The sequence below is a fragment of the Tenacibaculum crassostreae genome, from assembly GCF_964512405.1.
Taxonomy (GTDB): domain Bacteria; phylum Bacteroidota; class Bacteroidia; order Flavobacteriales; family Flavobacteriaceae; genus Polaribacter; species Polaribacter crassostreae.
Window position 1 is genome coordinate 154,293 of record NZ_CAZELE010000001.1, and the last position, 18,068, is coordinate 172,360.

Genomic DNA, 18,068 nt, shown 5'->3' on the forward strand with positions numbered 1-18,068 from the left:
ATTTATTCGGTTGATAAAGGGAAAAACAAAAAATGTTTTTGGGGAATTTCTTAATTAGGATTTGCTTCTCCAAAAAAGAACCAATTCAATCCTTTTTTTAGAGAGTTTATTTCTTTTTTATTTTTTTCTTCCTCTTCTTTAGAAAGTTCTTCGTTAAATAAATCAACGACAAAATCATTATAGTTTTTACCTACTTCTTCGTTTAAATAAGCTTCAAAATATAATTCACTTGCTTTTTCACCTTTTAGTTTTTCTATATCTAAAAGAGTTTTGTATACCGGCTCAATTTTTTTCACAACTCCATTTGGCACCGCCTTTCTTCTAGCGGTATATCCTACAACTTTGCCTTCGCTATCTTTGTCAATTGTAAAATCTGTGATAACCCAGTAGTATCTTCCAGTTCTTGTTAGATTTTTTACGATTGCATGAAAATTCTCGCCCTTTTTTAATGCATCCCATAAAGCTTTAAAAGCTACTTTTGGCATATCAGGATGACGGATGATATTATGAGGCTCTCCAATTAGTTCAATAGTACTGTACTCACAAGTTTTAGAAAAAACATCATTGGCATATAAAATAGTGCCATAAATATCTGTTTTACTTACAATGGTTTTAGTTTTGTCCCATTTTACTTCTTCGTCGATAACGTGTCTTAAATTAGTTTCCATTTTAATTTGTTTGGTTTAACATTAGTACAAATGTCTTAAGAAATGAAAAGACGAAATATGATTTTTATCAGGTTGTAAATTCTTTTTACTTAGTAACAAACTGTATATTTGTAAGTTCAAACAAACAAGAACGAACCTATGAGAGATTCTAGAAAAAGGCATGAGGCGTTACTGTACCATGCCAAACCGAAGCCAGGAAAAATAGCAGTAGTGCCTACAAAAAAATATGCAACACAACACGATTTATCGTTAGCGTATTCACCAGGTGTAGCTGAACCTTGTTTAGAAATAGCGAAAGATAAAAACAACGTATATAAATACACAGCTAAGAGTAATTTAGTGGCTGTAATATCAAATGGTACAGCCGTTTTAGGGTTGGGAGATATTGGTCCTGAAGCCTCTAAACCAGTAATGGAAGGGAAAGGGTTGTTATTTAAAATATTTGCCGATATTGATGTTTTTGATATTGAAGTTGATGCAACTGATGTAGATAAATTTGTAGAAACGGTAAAGGCAATTGCTCCAACTTTTGGAGGAATCAATTTAGAAGATATCAAAGCACCAGAAGCTTTTGAGATAGAACGAAGACTAAAAGAGGAATTAGATATTCCTGTAATGCACGATGACCAACACGGTACAGCAATTATTTCTGCTGCGGCTTTAAAAAATGCATTAGAAATCAATAAGAAAAACATTGAAGATGTAAAGATTGTTGTAAACGGTGCTGGTGCTGCTGCTATTTCGTGTACACGTTTGTATTTAGCCTTAGGAGCTAAACGTGAAAACGTAATAATGTGTGATAGTAGAGGAGTAATTAGAAAAGATAGAGAAAACTTGACTTCTCAAAAAGCTGAGTTTGCTACTGATGAAGATGTAAATACATTGGAAGAAGCAATGTTAAATGCTGATGTGTTTATAGGGTTGTCTAAAGGAAATGTAGTTTCACCAGAAATGTTGTTATCTATGGCAAAGAATCCTATTGTTTTTGCTATGGCAAACCCTGAGCCAGAAATTGATTACGATTTAGCAATTGCTACAAGAGATGATATTATCATGGCAACAGGAAGATCAGATCATCCTAATCAGGTAAATAACGTATTAGGATTTCCATTTATTTTTAGAGGAGCACTAGATGTGAGAGCTAAAAAGATTAATGAAGAAATGAAGATGGCTGCGGTACTTGCGTTGGCAGATTTAGCAAAACAATCGGTGCCAGAGCAAGTAAATATTGTGTATGATGAGGTAAGTCTTTCTTTCGGAAAAGAGTATATCATTCCAAAGCCATTTGATCCAAGATTAATTTATGAAATTCCACCAGCAATTGCAAAAGCAGCAATTGATTCTGGAGTTGCTCAAGAACCTATTGAAGATTGGGAAAAATATCGTGAAGAACTAATGGATCGTTCTGGAACCGGGAGTAAAGAAGTTCGTTTGTTACATAACAGAGCTAAAAAAGCCCCTAAACGTGTGGTTTTTGCCGAAGCAGATCATTTAGATGTGTTAAAAGCAGCACAAAGAGTTTATGAGGAAAAAATTGGTAAACCAATTTTATTAGGAAAACGAGAAATCATTTTAGAATTAAAGGCTGAGTTAGGTTTTGATGCTGATGTGCCGATTATTGATCCTAAAACAGATGAAGAGGAAGAAAGAAGAAATCGTTACGCTGAAACTTTTTGGAAAACAAGACAACGTAAAGGAATTACGTTTTTAGAAGCACAAAAATGGATGCGAGAACGCAACTATTTTGCAGCAATGATGGTAAACTCGGGTGAAGCCGATGCGTTAATCACAGGGTATTCAAGACCATACCCATCAGTAGTTAAGCCAATGTTAGAGTTGATTGAAAAAGACCATGGAGTAACAAGAGTTGCTGCAACTAATATGATGCTTACAAAACAAGGACCAATGTTTTTGGCAGATACTACTATCAACATCAATCCAACAGCAAAAGATTTAGCTAAAATTACTCAATTAACATCAGTTTTAGCTAAAATGTTTGGTATGAAACCTAATGTTGCGATGTTAGGATTTTCAAACTTTGGGTCGTCAAAGTCGGAGAGTTCTACTAAAATTAGAGAGGCAGTTTCGTATATCCATCGTCATTACCCAAATGTTGTGGTTGATGGGGAATTGCAAGCAGATTTTGCTTTAAATCCAGATTTGTTAGCAAAAGAGTTTCCATTTTCTAAATTAAACGGAAAAAGAGCCAATGTTTTAATTTTTCCTAATTTAGAATCAGCAAACATCACTTATAAATTAATGAAAGAGGTTGATGAAGTTGAAACAATAGGACCGATTTTGTTAGGTATGAGTAAACCAGTTCACATTTTACAATTGGGTGCAAGTGTAGATGAAATGGTAAATATGGCTGCTGTAGCGGTTGTAGATGCTCAAAATAAAGAGATGAAATCCAAGAAAAAATAAATAGAAAGCCCTTATAAAAAGGGCTTTTTTTAAAATAATTATTTTGTCTATTTTAGGCAAGTAGAAAAAATAGCTGAATGATAACACAAATAAGGGGGAAGCTTGTGGAGAAAAACCCTACTTACGCAGTAGTAGATTGCAGCGGAGTAGGATATTTAATGCACATTTCTTTACATACATATTCGTCATTACCAAACGATGAAAATGTATTGTTATATACACACTTATCTGTAAGAGAAGACGCGCATACATTATATGGCTTTTCAACAAAAATGGAGCGAGAAGTTTTCTTGTTGTTAACTTCTGTTTCTGGCGTTGGACCTAGCACAGCTAGAACAATGTTGTCATCAATGACCTCACAAGAGGTGCAACAAGCTATTGCTTCTGAAGATGTAAAACTAATTCAATCGGTTAAAGGTATCGGTGCTAAAACTGCCCAACGTGTTATTGTAGACCTAAAAGATAAAGTTTTAAAAACCTTTGATGTTGATGAAGTTTCTGTGGTACAGAACAATACAAATAAAGAAGAAGCGTTATCTGCTTTAGAGGTTCTAGGCTTTGTAAGAAAGCAAGCCGACAAAGTAATAGGGGGGATATTAAAAGAAACACCAGACGCAAGTGTTGAAATGCTTATAAAACAGGCGTTGAAAAAATTATAAAAGAGGTTGGAAAAGACAACAGTTACGAATAAAATACTAACAGCGCTCGCTTTTTTTGTGAGTGTTGTTTCATTTTCACAAAACACTCAATCAGACAGTACAAATACAGTTAAAAAAGATACTGTTATACCTTTAAAATATAATTTTAATCACAACCAAAACGGAACTCTTTTTTTGAACAATCCGGTTCAAAAAGAAATTACTTTTGATAAAACACTCAACAAGTTTAAAATTGTTGAAAAAATTGGAGACTACTGTATCGGTACGCCAATTTATATGACTCCGAGTGAATATGATCAATACCGTTTGAAAAATGATTTAAGAAGCTATTTCAAAGAAAAAGTAGACGCTACAAATCCTAATAAAAGAGGAACTACTGCGGCACGTAGAAATTTACTGCCAAAATATTACGTAAAATCGAAGTTTTTTGAGTCTGTTTTTGGAGGGAATACTGTTGAGGTAAATCCAACAGGGCAGTTAAACATTAAACTTGGCGGGGTTTATCAAAATAATGAGAATCCACAAATATCAGTAGAAAACCAAAGTAGTTTTACGTTTGATTTTGACCAGCAAATTAGCGCAAGTATACAAGCAAAAGTAGGTGAGCGTTTACGTGTAACGGCTAATTATGATACACAATCTACTTTCGATTTTCAAAACGTTATTAAGTTAGAGTATACACCGACTGAAGATGACATTATAAGAAATATAGAGGCAGGTAACATAAGTATGCCGATTAAAAACTCATTAATTAACGGTGCACAAGCTTTATTTGGAGTAAAAACACAGTTACAATTTGGTAAAACACATATTACTGCAGCTTTTTCTCAACAAAACTCACAATCTAAAACAGTAATTGCTGAAGGAGGTGCAACCATAGAGGAATTTGAGTTTAGAGCATCCGATTATGATAATGATCGTCACTTCTTTTTATCACAATATTTTAGAGAGAATTATAAAACTGCTTTAGAAAATTATCCGTTAGTTAATAGCCCAATTAACATTACTAGAGTTGAAGTTTGGGTTACTAACCGAAATCAAAACGTAACCGATTATCGTAGTATTGTGGCGCTTGCCGATTTAGGTGAATCTGAAGATGACAATGAGGTCAATCCTACAGAAATCACCAATATAGCATCCCCTGCACAAGTAACTATTAGTGGAGACTCAAAAAATCTTCCTTACAATGAGGTGAATAACTTAGTAAGTTTATTAACAGATCCTCAAATTAGAGATGTCGCAACAGTTGATGATGCTATTAACGGTATTGGTGTTCCAGCTCGTCAAGGATTTAACTATACGTACTTACAAAATGCGCGAAAGTTACAACCTAATGAATATAGATTGAACCCTCAATTAGGATTTATCTCTTTGAACAGAAGGTTAAATGATGGTGAAGTATTAGCTGTAGCTTATGAATATACTGTGGTAGGTGCTACCAACGGAGAGACAGTTTTTAAAGTTGGTGAGTTTTCTAATGATGGAGTTGTTGCTCCAGATAATATTGTTGTTAAGTTGTTACGTAGTGAAATTTTAAACACTGTTCGCCCAGGAACTTCAACAACAACGACGCTTGGAGAACCTTTTCCAACTTGGCGATTAATGATGAAAAACGTATATGCTTTAGGAGCATTTCCGTTACAACGAGATGGTTTTCGTTTTGAATTATTATACCGTGATGACGAAACAGGAACCTTACAAAATACACTTCAAAAAGCATTAACTCCAGGAATAAATGATAAACCATTATTACGTATTTTAAATTTAGATAAGTTAGATCAAAGTGAATACGCAGTTACTAATGGTGATGGTTTTTTTGATTATGTTGAAGGAATAACAGTAAATTCTGAAAGAGGATATGTTATCTTTCCTGAACCAGAACCTTTTGGAGAAGATTTACAAGATGAATTGACGAACGCTGCTGACCAAGATAAATACATTTTTGAAGAGTTATATTTAACCACAAAAATTCAGGCAAAAAACGAATATCAAAACTTAGATAAATTTTTTTTAAAAGGATATTTTAAGTCAGAAACAAGTAGAGGTATTTCACTAGGAGCGTTTAATGTACCTAGAGGGTCGGTACGTGTAACAGCAGGAGGAAGACAATTGGTTGAAGGAATTGATTATGTAGTCGATTATCAATTAGGTCGCGTACAAATTTTAGACCCAGGTTTAGAAGCTTCAGGAGTTCCGATTAATGCAACAGTTGAAAATAATACGTTCTTTAATCAGCAGCGAAAAACGTTCTTCGGAGTTGATGTTGAGCATCGTTTTTCTGATGAATTTATTTTAGGTGGTACATTTTTAAATGTAAGTGAAAAACCGATTACTCCGAAAGTAAATTTTGGAGGTGAACCTATTGACAATATCATGCTTGGGTTAAATTTAGACTTTTCTTCAGAAGTGCCTTATTTAACCAAATTAGCTAACAAGTTACCGTTTGTAGAAACAGAAGCTCCTTCAAATGTTTCGGTAAGGGCAGATATGGCATATTTATTACCAGGATCTCCGAGCGGAATTAATGTTGATGGTACGGCAACTTCGTATTTAGATGATTTTGAAGCATCACAAATTCCTATCAATTTAGGATCGCCTCAACAATGGTTTTTAGCAAGTACACCAGAAACACAAGGGTTTGACGGTGGTGCTTTCGGACTTGAATACAATTACAAAAGAGGGAAGTTAGCGTGGTATAATGTTGATCAATTATTTTATGGTGGCGGAAATAGACCTGATAATATTGATGAAAACGAACTATCAAGAAATGAAGTTCGTCAAATACGTTACAATGAGTTATTCCCAAATACCGATTTAGACATTACGCAACAAAACTTAGTGCGTACGTTAGATTTAGCATACTATCCTGCTGAAAGAGGTCCGTATAATTTTAACGAAAATGCAAATACTGTATTGCCTGAAGAGCGTTGGGGAGGTATCATGCGATCGTTAACAACCAATAACTTTGAACAAGCGAATGTAGAATACATTCAGTTTTGGTTAATGGATCCTTATGAGAATTATTCAATTACTGCTGAAGAAGGGTTGCAAGCAGGAATAAATCCTCAAGATCCATCTAATTGGGTAGGAAAACTGTTTATCAATTTAGGAAATGTTTCTGAAGACATCTTAAAAGATGGTAGAAAACAGTATGAAAACGGATTACCAGCAGACGGTGTGAAAAATGATGGAGGAAATGTTGTTGAAACAGATTGGGGTAATGTTCCTATCAATCCATCAATCTTATATGCTTTTGACTCTAGTAATGAAGCAAGAACGAATCAAGATGTTGGTTTAGATGGTTTAAATGATGAGGAAGAAAAAGCAAAATATCCAGCATTTGCTGCTTTAGAAGATCCTGCAGGGGATAATTTCCAGTTTTTTAGAGGTGGGGCTATAGAAAACATGAACCCATCAGTATTATCTCGATATAAAAATTACAACGGAACACAAGGTAATTCGCCTACTGCGAGTCAATCTAACGAGTCGTATCCAACTTCATCAACAACGTATCCAGATACAGAAGATATCAATAAGGATCAAACGATGAATCCTGTAAATAGTTATTTTGAGTACGAAATTTCATTAAATAAAACAGATTTAGTTCAAGGACAAAATCATATTATTGATGTTAAAACTCAAAATGTAACGCTGTTAAATGGTGAAACTAGAAGTACTACATGGTACCAGTTTAGAATTCCGATTAGGAATGTAGAAGAAGATCAAAAATTTAATATTAATGATTTTAACAGTATTCGTTTTATAAGAATGTTCTTAACTCAGTTTAAAATGCCTGTAGTATTGCGTTTTGGAGAGTTAGAATTAGTGCGTGGAGATTGGCGTCGTTATACGAAAACATTGCCAGATGCGGGAGTGCCTGAAAATTTAACCCCTGAAGAGTTGAATAAGTTTGAAGTTGGAGTGGTAAGTATTGAGCAAAATCAAGATCGTTATGATTTACCTCCAGGGATTCAAAGGGAACAATTACAAGGGACGAATAGAATTCAACGCCAAAACGAACAATCAGTGACTTTAAAAGTAACTGATCTAAAGGCGGATGACGTAAGAACCATTTATAAAAACATAAGTATTGATATGCGTAGATATAAGAATTTACGTATGTTTTTACATGCAGAGGATCCTAAAAAAGAAGCAAAAAAAGATGACCTAACAAACACAGTTGCAATTATTCGTTTAGGGACTGATCTAAATGATAATTATTACGAAATAGAGAAGACTTTAAAATGGTCAACTTCTAGTGCTTCACCAAAAGAAATATGGCCAACAGCGAACAATTTAGAAATACCATTAAAAGAATTAGCTAATTTAAAAATTGAGAGACCAACAGGCTTTAATATAAGTGATATTTTTTCTAGCGAAATAGATGATCCACACATTGAAGGAGGGAAACTAAAAATCTCTGTAAAAGGAAACCCAACCTTAGCTCAAATACGAACGGTAATGTTAGGGGTGAAGAATAAAGAAGTAGTTGACACTAAAACGATAGAGGTTTGGTTTAACGAATTACGTGCTGTAGGTTTTGATAATAAAGGAGGGTGGGCAGCTGTTGTAAATGCAGACGCAAATATGGCAGATGTGCTAGATGTTTCTTTAGCAGGAAGAATGTCAACGGTAGGTTTTGGTAATGTAGAAGATCGTGTACAACAACGAAGCATTGAAGAAATTAAACAGTATAGCGTAGCTACGAATGTTCAGTTAGGTAAAATGATGCCTAAAAAATGGAACATGCAAGTACCTATGAGTTATACATACGGAGAGGAATTTAGAGATCCAAAATACGATCCGCAATTTCAAGATGTAGAACTTAAAGATGCAATTGACAAAAACCCGAATAGCAAAAATGCTCAAGATTACACTCGAAGAAAGAGTATTAGTTTCATCAATGTAAAAAAGAATAGAAATCCTGAGAGTAAGAAAAAACCTAAATTTTATAATGTAGAAAACTTTTCAGCATCGTATGCTCATAGCGAAGAATTTCACAAAGATTATAATATTGAAAGTTACGAGAACAAAAACGTAATGGCAGGTGCGAGTTATAATTTTAACTTCCTTCCGTTTGTTATAGAGCCGTTTAAAAAATCAAAAGGATTTAAGAGTAGGTATTTAAAATTCATTAAAGATTTAAATATTAATCCTGTACCTAAAACGTTAGCGTTAAATTCTAGAATTAATAGAAATTACAACAGCCAACAATCTAGAAACTTAATTGAAGGGCTACCTGAACAACCAGAATTAGTTCAACGTAGGTTCTTGTTTAATTGGGATTATACGATTGGTTTCGATTTAACAAAGTCGTTAACTTTAAACTTCAACGCTACCAATAATTATATTTATGATAGTTTTGGAGAAGAGGAAAATTTAGAAGTATACGACCAGTTTTTCAATATTGGTAGAGCAGATAATTACCATCAAAAGTTAAATGCGACGTATAAACTTCCTTTAGATAAGTTTCCATTTTTAAGTTTTATTAATGCTGATTATGGCTACACTGCTGATTTTGATTGGAAAGCAGGATCGCAAAGTTATGTTGAGCAAGTTGGTAATATGATTCAAAATGCCAATACGCATAACTTAAATACAAATATCGATTTTGGTCGTTTTTATAAAATTTTAGGAGTAGATAAGTTATTGTTAAAAGGAACAAAGAAAAAAACAGCTCAAAAAGGAACAGCAACCTTAGGTAAAAACCAAGTTGCGCAAAAAGCAAAATTAAAAAAGAATGCTTCTTTTGGTCAAAAGTTAGGAAAAGGAGTATACGATGTTTTAACTTCTGTTAAAAGAGCAAAAATTAGTTATACACAAAATAACGGAACTTTATTACAAGGGTACATACCTGAGGTAGGTTTCTTAGGAAGAGACAATACAGGTGGAGGTTTAGCACCAACATTAGGATTTGTATTTGGTAGCCAAACAGACATCTTAAATAAAGCGATTGAAAACAATTGGTTGATTACTCGTAACGCGGATGAAGATTACTACAGTAAGAATTATGCTAAAACAAGGTTTAAAAAATTAGATTATACGGTATCTGTAAAACCATTTAATGACTTAACAATTGATGTAAGAGGAACCAGAATTCGTACAAGTAATTTAACGCAACAATTAGATATTGTTTCTGATGGGAATGGAGGTTTTGAGCAAGATCAAGATATCAAACCTTTTGAAACAGGTGATTATAGTTCAAGTCATTTTATGTTAGGTACGGTTTTTTCAGATAATGAAACTTTATATCAAAACTTCTTAGACTATCGTGAAACTATTTCTGGAAGATTAGCAACTGAACAAGGAATTGCTGTAAACGATGAAGATCCTGAAAATACAAACCCTGGATTTAAAACAAACGGACAACAAGCAATGTTACCAGCATTTATAGCGGCATATTCAGGAAACAATCCTAATTCTGTTAGTACAGGAATTTTCAAGAACATTCCAATTCCAAACTGGACGCTTCGTTATAACGGATTTATGAAGTATAAGTGGTTTAAGAAAAACTTTAGCTCATTTACGTTATCTCACGGTTATAATTCGGTTTACTCAATAAGTAATTACACTAACAATTTACAATACGATTCAGAAAGTATAACAAACACAAATACTTCTGGGAATTATCAACCAGAACTCTTAATTTCGTCGGCAACATTAATTGATGAATTTTCTCCATTAATTAAAGTAGATTTTAGAATGAAAAACTCTATTTCGTTTAAAGGAGAAATAAGAAAAGATAGAACATTAACCTTAAACTTTAACAATAATACGTTAACAGACATTAAAGGAACAGAATATGTTTTAGGATTTGGATATAAGATCAGAGATGTTAAATTTGTGACCAGATTTACAGGAAAGAAAGAAACCTTAAAAGGAGATATTAATTTAAGAGCAGATATTTCGTTAAGAGACAATTTAACGTTGATAAGAAGTGTAGATGAAGAGAATAGTCAAATTACAGGAGGCGAAAAATTATTCGGATTAAAATTCATTGCCGACTATAATTTAAGCAGAAATTTAACAGCTTCTTTTTATTACAACCATCAAACGTTTGAATATGCAATTTCAACCTCTTTCCCGAGACAATCAATTAATGCAGGAATCAATTTAGTATATAATTTAGGAAATTAAAACAAACACAAAACACAATAAAAACAATTACAATGAACATTCCATCAGAATTAAAATATACCAAAGACCACGAGTGGGTAAAGGTAGAAGGTGATGTAGCAACTATTGGTATTACTGATTTCGCACAAGGTGAGTTAGGAGACATCGTTTATGTAGACGTTGATACTTTAGACGAAACTTTAGATTCAGAAGAAGTTTTTGGTTCAGTTGAAGCTGTAAAAACAGTTTCAGATTTATTCATGCCATTATCAGGAGAAGTAGTTGAGTTTAATGAAGCTCTTGAAGATGAACCAGAATTGGTAAACTCAGACCCTTATGGAGAAGGATGGATGATTAAAGTAAAATTATCTGACGAATCACAAGTAGCAGATTTATTAAGTGCTGAACAATATCAAGAACTTATTAAAGGATAAAGTAACAATAATAGCAATACTTACTACCATAGGTATTGCTATTATTAGTTTAATCAAGTTAGGAAAAGCTCCCATACAAATAAATAACATTGATAAAGTTGAGCATGCTTTAGCTTATTTTATTCTCACTTTTGTATGGTTAGTAGCCTTAAGAAGAACAAAAATCAGTAAACTTTTAATAGTTTTTTGTTGCTTTCTTTACGGCATAATTATTGAGGCTCTACAAGTTACAATAACATCGTATAGATCGGGTGAGATTTTAGATGTAATCGCAAATACGACGGGTATTTTAATAGCTTTTATTATTTATAACTCTTTTTTTAAGAAAAATAAAGCTATTTAAGGATTATGCTTGTAAAAGTTGAAATAAATTAATTAAATTAGCGAACTATTAAAAACATTTAGGATGGAAATTAAGAAAAATCCAAAATCAAACTTAGAAAACTACAGCAAGCTATTCATGCAAATAGGTTTGGTTTTAGCTTTATTTGTAACATATGCTGCTATTGAAAGCAAAACATATGATAAAGAATATGGAGATTTAGGTATGGCTAATATGGCTTCAGATATTGAAGAAGAAACTATCGAGCTTCAAATTGAGCCACCAAAACCAAAACCAAACACACCTCCACCACCAGCTCCTGAAAAAATTGAGGTAGTAGAAGATGAAAAAGAGGTTGAAGAGACAGTTATCGAATCTACTGAAACAGATGAATCTGAAGAAATTGTTGTAGAAGACATTGAAGAGGTAGAAGAAGTGGAAGAAGTAGTTGAAGATGTACCTTTCGCTATTATTGAAGAAGTTCCTGTATTTCCTGGATGTTCAGGTACTAAAGCTCAAAAGAAAGAGTGTTTAAATAAGAAATTACAAAAACACGTACAACGTAATTTTAACGCTGAATTAGCAAATGAATTAGGTTTATCACCGGGTAAAAAGAGAATTTACGTTCAATTTAAAATTGACAAAGATGGTTCTATCACTAGCGTAGCTGCAAGAGCACCTCACCCAAGATTAAAGCAAGAAGCAGAAAGAGTTGCAAGGAAGATTCCTAAAATGCAACCAGGTAGACAGAGAGGTAGAGCGGTAAGAGTAGGTTATACATTACCTATCACATTTAACGTAGAGTAGTAGTAAAATACTTTAATATAAAAAAAGCAATCCATTCCGGATTGCTTTTTTTATTGGCATGCTTATTGTTTTTAACATAGTATTAACATAAAATAAATGTACTATGAAAACAACAAAAAAACACGCCAGAAAACAGTTAGAAAAATTCTCAACAATCTTTACGCAGTTAGGTTTAGTACTTACCTTATTTGTCGTTTTTCTTGTTTTAGAACATGAAACAGCTAAAGAATTGGCTGTGATTGAACCAACAAAAGAAGAAGTTTACGAACTAGTTTACACGTTTAAGCAACCAATTATCTTAAAGAATGTAAAAGAGGTTGTTAAATCACCTGAAAAAACAACAACTCGAGTTGAGGACTTAAAGCCTAAAGTGGTTGATAACAACACAGAAATTACCACGGTAATTGATATGTCAGTTGATGAACCAGTAATAGATGTTACTACGATATTTCAGGCTAGAGAAGTTGAAAATATTGATGATACTGATGACCCAATATCGATTAATAATGTACAAAATACTCCTGTGTTTAAAGGATGTGAGGGACTTTCTGAAGAGGAAAATAAAAAATGCTTTGAGCAAAAAATTCAACAACACATACAGCGAAATTTTAATGCTGAACTAGCTCAAGATGTTGGATTAAGTTCTGGAAAATATAAAATTTTAACGCAGTTTGTAATTGACAAAACAGGAGATATCATAGATATTAAGATCAGAGCTCCGCATATGAAACTAGAAAAAGAAACAGATAGAGTAGTAAATAAACTTCCTAAATTTCAACCAGGAAAACAAAATAATAAAGAAGTAAAAGTAAAATATACATTACCAATTACTTTTAAAGTTGAATAAGATTTAGATTATCAGAGAAAAAGCTCAACCGTTTTAGGTTGAGTTTTTTTATTTTTGTTTATATGGATACAGATAAAACATTTTTTGCACACGAAACAGCAGTTATCGACGATGGTTCAATTATAGGTAATGGAACTAAAATATGGCATTTTAGCCATATAATGCCCAACTGTAAAATAGGTGATAATTGTAATATTGGTCAAAATGTAGTGGTATCACCTAAGGTTGTGTTAGGAAGTAATGTGAAAGTTCAAAATAACGTCTCTATTTATACAGGTGTTATTTGTGAAGATGATGTTTTTTTGGGTCCATCAATGGTGTTTACCAACGTAATTAATCCGCGTAGTGCAATTAAAAGACAAGATCAATACCTAGAAACAACTGTAAAAAAAGGAGCAAGTATAGGAGCAAATGCAACAATTGTTTGTGGAAATAATATAGGAGAATACGCTTTTATTGGTGCAGGAGCTGTGGTAACTAAAGAAGTTGCACCTTATGCTTTGGTTGTAGGAAATCCTTCTAAACAAATAGGGTGGATTAGCGAGTACGGTCATCGTTTATATTTTGATGAAAAAGGGTTTGCAAATTGCCCAGAAAGTGGAGATAAATATTGTTTAAAAGATAATGAAGTAACAAAATGTTAACCTAAGGTTTAGATAAAGTAAAAAAAAGATTAAAATTTTTATAAAAAGTATTTGAAGTAAAGAAAAACTTATTTATATTTGAATTGTGGTTGAAAGACCACTTTCTTTTTCTTTTTCATAGCAATTTTTCCCACTCAGAGTTTTTTGAGTGGGTTTTTTTATGAGTATCTCCCAAAGTAAAAACCCATAAACAGCTAAGTATTCAATAGTTACAAACCATAAATTTTCTTTCCAAGGCGTATTGGCATAAGCTTGATAACTTAATATGATTACAAAACTCCATACAACAGGAAATCGATAATTTGTAAATACAGATAAAATTAATAATGTTGCTATATACCAAGGATGCATGGTTGTAGTAGTGAAATAGTAAAAAGAAAGCCCGAATAACATCGCTGTTATGAGTTCTTTAAAGGTGGAGTTTTTCCTAAAAAAAGTAATGATTACTAAAAATAGGATTGTTAGTATCGGTGTTATTTTTCCAATGATAGCTATTTCGTTATACCCTCTAAACAGATAGCCTATTTCTCTTGCGATGTAGTAAAAACTGGCATTAAATTCAAAATTCCTAAACCATAAACCAACTGAGTTTGTATAGTTGTCTATTAAATTTGAAGAAAAAAAAGGTGTGAAAAGTAAGATGGTAGTTCCAATAGTTAAGAAGTAAAAACCAAACAATTGTTGTAAGCTTTTAAATAAGGTTGTTTTTTTATTTACAAACCATTGAAAGAACAATGGTAAAAAAAGTAACGGAATTAATTTTACTGAAACAGAACAAGCTAATACTATTGCTGAATACATCCATTTTCTTAGAGATAATAAATACAAAGACCAAACTAAGAAGAATAACATTACCGATTCAAAATGAAGGTTTCCTGTTAACTCGATAATGATAAACGGATTTAATATATATAGAAAGATTGAATTAATTGGTAAATTCAGTTTTTTAAGTAGCTTTTTTCCGAAGTATAAAATTCCAACATCAGCTAAAATTATTAGAATTCTCATTACAACAGCACTTCCTAAAATGTTATTATTAGAAAACATTGCAGCAATAAAAAAAAACAATTGATTTAATGGAGGATAGTTGGTATAATGACTTCCGTTCATTGTTCCCATTCCGCTGTACAATTCTACTGCCTGATTTATGGGGTAATTTTGTTGTTCAATAAAAGTTTCAGGTAACGATAAATAAGGATTCAATCCTTCAAAAATTAGTCGACCATCCCAAATAAATCGATAGAAGTCTTGCGATAAATTGGGGATTGCAAACAAGAAAACCAATCTAAAAAGAAAAGAAATAGTCGCTAAAAACTGAAAGTTATTGCTATTCTTTTTCCAAAGAAAATAAGAGGTAGCAAATAAAATACTCCATAAAAAAACTAAGATGTAAAATTGTGTTCTTTCTAAAAAATAAGCAACGTAGAAATACAATAAGACGCTTAGAAAAATTACAATAGCATTTATGTATTTCTTTTTAAAACTCATTAAGCTTTAGAGAAAATAGATTTGTAAAAAACGTAGCTAAATCCTATAAATAACATTAAGTGAAACGGAAATAAACCAAAATCTCCACCTTGATCTCCAACAACAAAAGCGCTATACATTCCAAAGGCAAAATATAAGGCCAGCAAACCTTCAATAATCACATTGGTAGATGGTTTTTTACGAATGTATTTATTGTTTTTCCAACTGTCGCTTAACGATTTTATATTGAATTTTGGCGTACGAACAAATTCACTTTTTTTACCAATATGACCTTCTAAAACGGCAATGGTATTGTGCAAAGAAAATCCCATTGCTATTGAGAAAAACGAGAAAAATGCCCCGATGTACTTTATAAAATTAACAAAACCACCACCGTAGGTTCGTTTGTACATAAACCAGTAGCAAACAAAGAAAATGAGGGTGCTAATTACAAAGAAACTCATTACTAAAAAGTACATTTTTAAATGTGCATATTCATTTTTAATATACAACATTGGAATACTTAAAACAGCCACCAAAAATATACAAGTAAACATAGAACTGTTTAGCAAGTGTAAAATTCCATGGATTTTTGTTTTGAATGAAATGGTTTTACTTGTAATGATTCTCTTTAGCATTTTTTGAAAATTCTCAGCGCCACCTTTATTCCAACGGAATTGTTGTGAACGTGCTGCACTGATAATTACAGGGAGTTCAGCAGGAGTAACAACATCTTCTAAATACTTAAACTTCCATTTTTTAAGTTGCGCACGGTAACTTAAATCTAAATCTTCGGTTAACGTATCTCCTTCCCAGTTACCAGCATCGTAAATACATTCTTTCCGCCAAACACCAGCTGTTCCATTAAAATTGATAAAATGTCCTTGACTGTTTCTTCCAACTTGTTCTAGGGTAAAATGCGCATCTAAAGCAAATGCTTGAATTTTAGTTAAAGTTGAATAGTTTCTGTTGATATGTCCCCAACGTGTTTGTACAACGCCAATTGCTGAGTTTTTAAAATGCGGAATAGTTTTTTCTAACCAATCTTCTTCAGGTAAAAAATCGGCATCAAAAATGGCTATAAATTCTCCTTTAGCAGTTGTTAATCCTTCTTTTAAAGCACCTGCTTTAAATCCAACACGATTTTCTCTTCTAATATGTTGAATGTCTAATCCTGTTTGTTGAAGTTTCTCAATCTGTTTCGCTGTTGAAATTACTGATTCATCAGTAGAATCATCTAAAACCTGAATTTCTAACTTGTCTTTTGGATATCGTATCTTAGAAATATTATCTAACAAACGTTCCATTACATACAGTTCATTAAACACTGGTAATTGAATGGTTACATAAGGAGTTTCTTCTGGTTTTGATAAATCAAATTTTGGACTATTATCTTCTTTTTTTCGCGCTTTTAAGTAATTAAACAGTAAATTTAATTGTGCTAAAGCATACATAAGTATTAACACTAAAGAAATAGTGTAAACTGAAATTATAATATAATCTAAAACCATTATTTAAAACTGTATTTAAATATCCAACCTAATATTTTAACGCCTGCTAATATACTACCTTTTACTGTGCCCGAAACTTTTGAAACTCCAATCCTATTTCTATATTTTACAGGGATTTCGGTATAGCTTAGTTGTTGTTTTAACGCTTTTAATTGCATTTCAACTGTCCATCCGTAGGTTTTATCTTCCATTTTTAACTGGAGAAGTTTATTGTATTTTATGGCTCTAAACGGACCTAAATCGGTAAACTTTGCATTAAAAAATAGTTTCATTAATGAGGTTGCTAACCAATTTCCAAATATTTGCTGTGGTGTCATCGAACCTTGTTCTCGTAATTCTTTTACTCTAGAACCAATAACAAAATCGAGATCATCGTTAATAATAGGACTCACAATTTCGGTGAGCTGCTCAGGATAATCAGAATAATCTCCATCAAGAAAGACAATAATATCAGGTTTGTTTTTTTGCTTAGCTGCATATTCCATTCCCTTTAAACAAGCATATCCATACCCCTTTCTATTTTCGGTTAATACGGTAGCTCCTGCATTTTTAGCGTTAAGCTCAGTATTATCAGTAGAATTATTACTTACAACAATTACCTCATTTACTATGGCAGGAATATCGTTAATTACATTCGCAATAGAATCTTGCTCGTTATAAGCGGGTATTATTACTGTTATTGCTTGTTTATTCATTGGTTATTTTAAATCATTGACATTATTATCTTTTGCAAAAGAAGATAAATTACTCCACTCTTTTAGTTTTTTACCGTTTTTAAATTTTACAGCTTTTACCAGTTGCTGATTTTTATAAAGTAAACAAAACCCGTTTTTTTTATTGTTTTTCAATTGACATTTATGATTTACATTTCCATTAGTATCATAAAACAACCACCATTTATTCTGCGTTCCATTTATAAAATGCCCTTCTTTTTCTTTAGAAGCGTCTTTACGGTAAAAGCACCAATATTTTGTTTGAAGATTGTTTTTAAAATGTCCTTCTTTTTTTAGAGTTCCGTTTTTATAATAGAACTTCCAGTAATTTATTTTTTTGTCGTTTTGTAACCAACCTTCTTCTTTTATATTTCCGTTGGAGTAAAAAGCTTTATGATATGTTTTTTGAGAAAAGACCTGTAGCGAAAAAAGAAATAATACCATAAGTAGTATTTC

General features: G+C 32.3%; 13 protein-coding genes. 8 read left to right on the plus strand and 5 right to left on the minus strand.

Translation table 11 applies throughout. From position 1 onward, the window contains the following. Positions 1-50 precede the first annotated feature (50 nt). The gene (locus ACKTST_RS00695) at positions 51-668 is read right to left on the minus strand and encodes a PAS domain-containing protein (RefSeq protein WP_408045874.1); all 618 of its coding nucleotides are present in this window, start codon (positions 666-668) and stop codon (positions 51-53) included. Positions 669-806: 138 nt separating this feature from the next. On the opposite strand from ACKTST_RS00695, the gene ACKTST_RS00700 reads away from it, so the two are divergent. From ACKTST_RS00700 to ACKTST_RS00735, 8 genes are all read left to right on the plus strand, one after another. Continuing rightward, complete coding sequence (locus ACKTST_RS00700) at positions 807-3,092, plus strand: NADP-dependent malic enzyme (RefSeq protein WP_408045875.1); 2,286 nt, start codon at positions 807-809, stop codon at positions 3,090-3,092. Between the two features lie 77 nt (positions 3,093-3,169). Then, positions 3,170-3,751 (plus strand): Holliday junction branch migration protein RuvA, encoded by a 582-nt coding sequence (ruvA, locus tag ACKTST_RS00705; RefSeq protein ID WP_408045876.1) that lies wholly within the window; start codon positions 3,170-3,172, stop codon positions 3,749-3,751. Between the two features lie 6 nt (positions 3,752-3,757). Continuing rightward, positions 3,758-10,888 carry a T9SS outer membrane translocon Sov/SprA gene (gene sov / locus ACKTST_RS00710; RefSeq protein WP_408045877.1) on the plus strand — a complete coding sequence of 2,377 codons (7,131 nt, stop codon included), beginning with the start codon at positions 3,758-3,760 and terminating at the stop codon, positions 10,886-10,888. 32 nt (positions 10,889-10,920) lie between these two features. Beyond that, a complete protein-coding gene (gcvH, locus tag ACKTST_RS00715; RefSeq protein WP_408045878.1) occupies positions 10,921-11,301 on the plus strand; it encodes a glycine cleavage system protein GcvH in 381 nt (126 codons plus the stop codon). Beyond that, positions 11,267-11,644, plus strand: coding sequence for a VanZ family protein (locus ACKTST_RS00720; protein WP_408045879.1), 378 nt, complete (start codon positions 11,267-11,269; stop codon positions 11,642-11,644). The genes gcvH and ACKTST_RS00720 overlap by 35 nt, the downstream gene beginning before the upstream one ends. 63 nt (positions 11,645-11,707) lie before the next feature. After that, complete coding sequence (locus ACKTST_RS00725) at positions 11,708-12,430, plus strand: energy transducer TonB (protein ID WP_408045880.1); 723 nt, start codon at positions 11,708-11,710, stop codon at positions 12,428-12,430. Between the two features lie 103 nt (positions 12,431-12,533). After that, positions 12,534-13,277: an energy transducer TonB gene (locus ACKTST_RS00730; RefSeq protein WP_408045881.1), complete on the plus strand. Its 744-nt coding sequence runs from the start codon at positions 12,534-12,536 to the stop codon at positions 13,275-13,277. Positions 13,278-13,339: 62 nt separating this feature from the next. Beyond that, a complete protein-coding gene (locus tag ACKTST_RS00735; RefSeq protein WP_408045882.1) occupies positions 13,340-13,921 on the plus strand; it encodes an acyltransferase in 582 nt (193 codons plus the stop codon). Between the two features lie 72 nt (positions 13,922-13,993). Here the strand turns inward: ACKTST_RS00735 and ACKTST_RS00740 are convergent, their stop codons facing one another. Genes ACKTST_RS00740 through ACKTST_RS00755 form a run of 4 tightly spaced genes read right to left on the minus strand, consistent with a single transcriptional unit; the run spans position 13,994 to position 18,056 of the window. Next, positions 13,994-15,409: a mannosyltransferase gene (locus ACKTST_RS00740; RefSeq protein WP_408045883.1), complete on the minus strand. Its 1,416-nt coding sequence runs from the start codon at positions 15,407-15,409 to the stop codon at positions 13,994-13,996. Beyond that, entirely contained in the window at positions 15,409-16,899 is a 1,491-nt protein-coding gene (locus ACKTST_RS00745) for a cellulose synthase family protein (protein ID WP_408045884.1), read from the minus strand. Before ACKTST_RS00745 ends, ACKTST_RS00740 begins: the two co-directional genes overlap by 1 nt. Continuing rightward, complete coding sequence (locus ACKTST_RS00750) at positions 16,899-17,594, minus strand: glycosyltransferase family 2 protein (protein WP_408045885.1); 696 nt, start codon at positions 17,592-17,594, stop codon at positions 16,899-16,901. Before ACKTST_RS00750 ends, ACKTST_RS00745 begins: the two co-directional genes overlap by 1 nt. Before the next feature lie 3 nt (positions 17,595-17,597). Beyond that, positions 17,598-18,056, minus strand: coding sequence for a toxin-antitoxin system YwqK family antitoxin (locus ACKTST_RS00755; protein WP_408045886.1), 459 nt, complete (start codon positions 18,054-18,056; stop codon positions 17,598-17,600). Between the last annotated feature and the right edge of the window lie 12 nt (positions 18,057-18,068).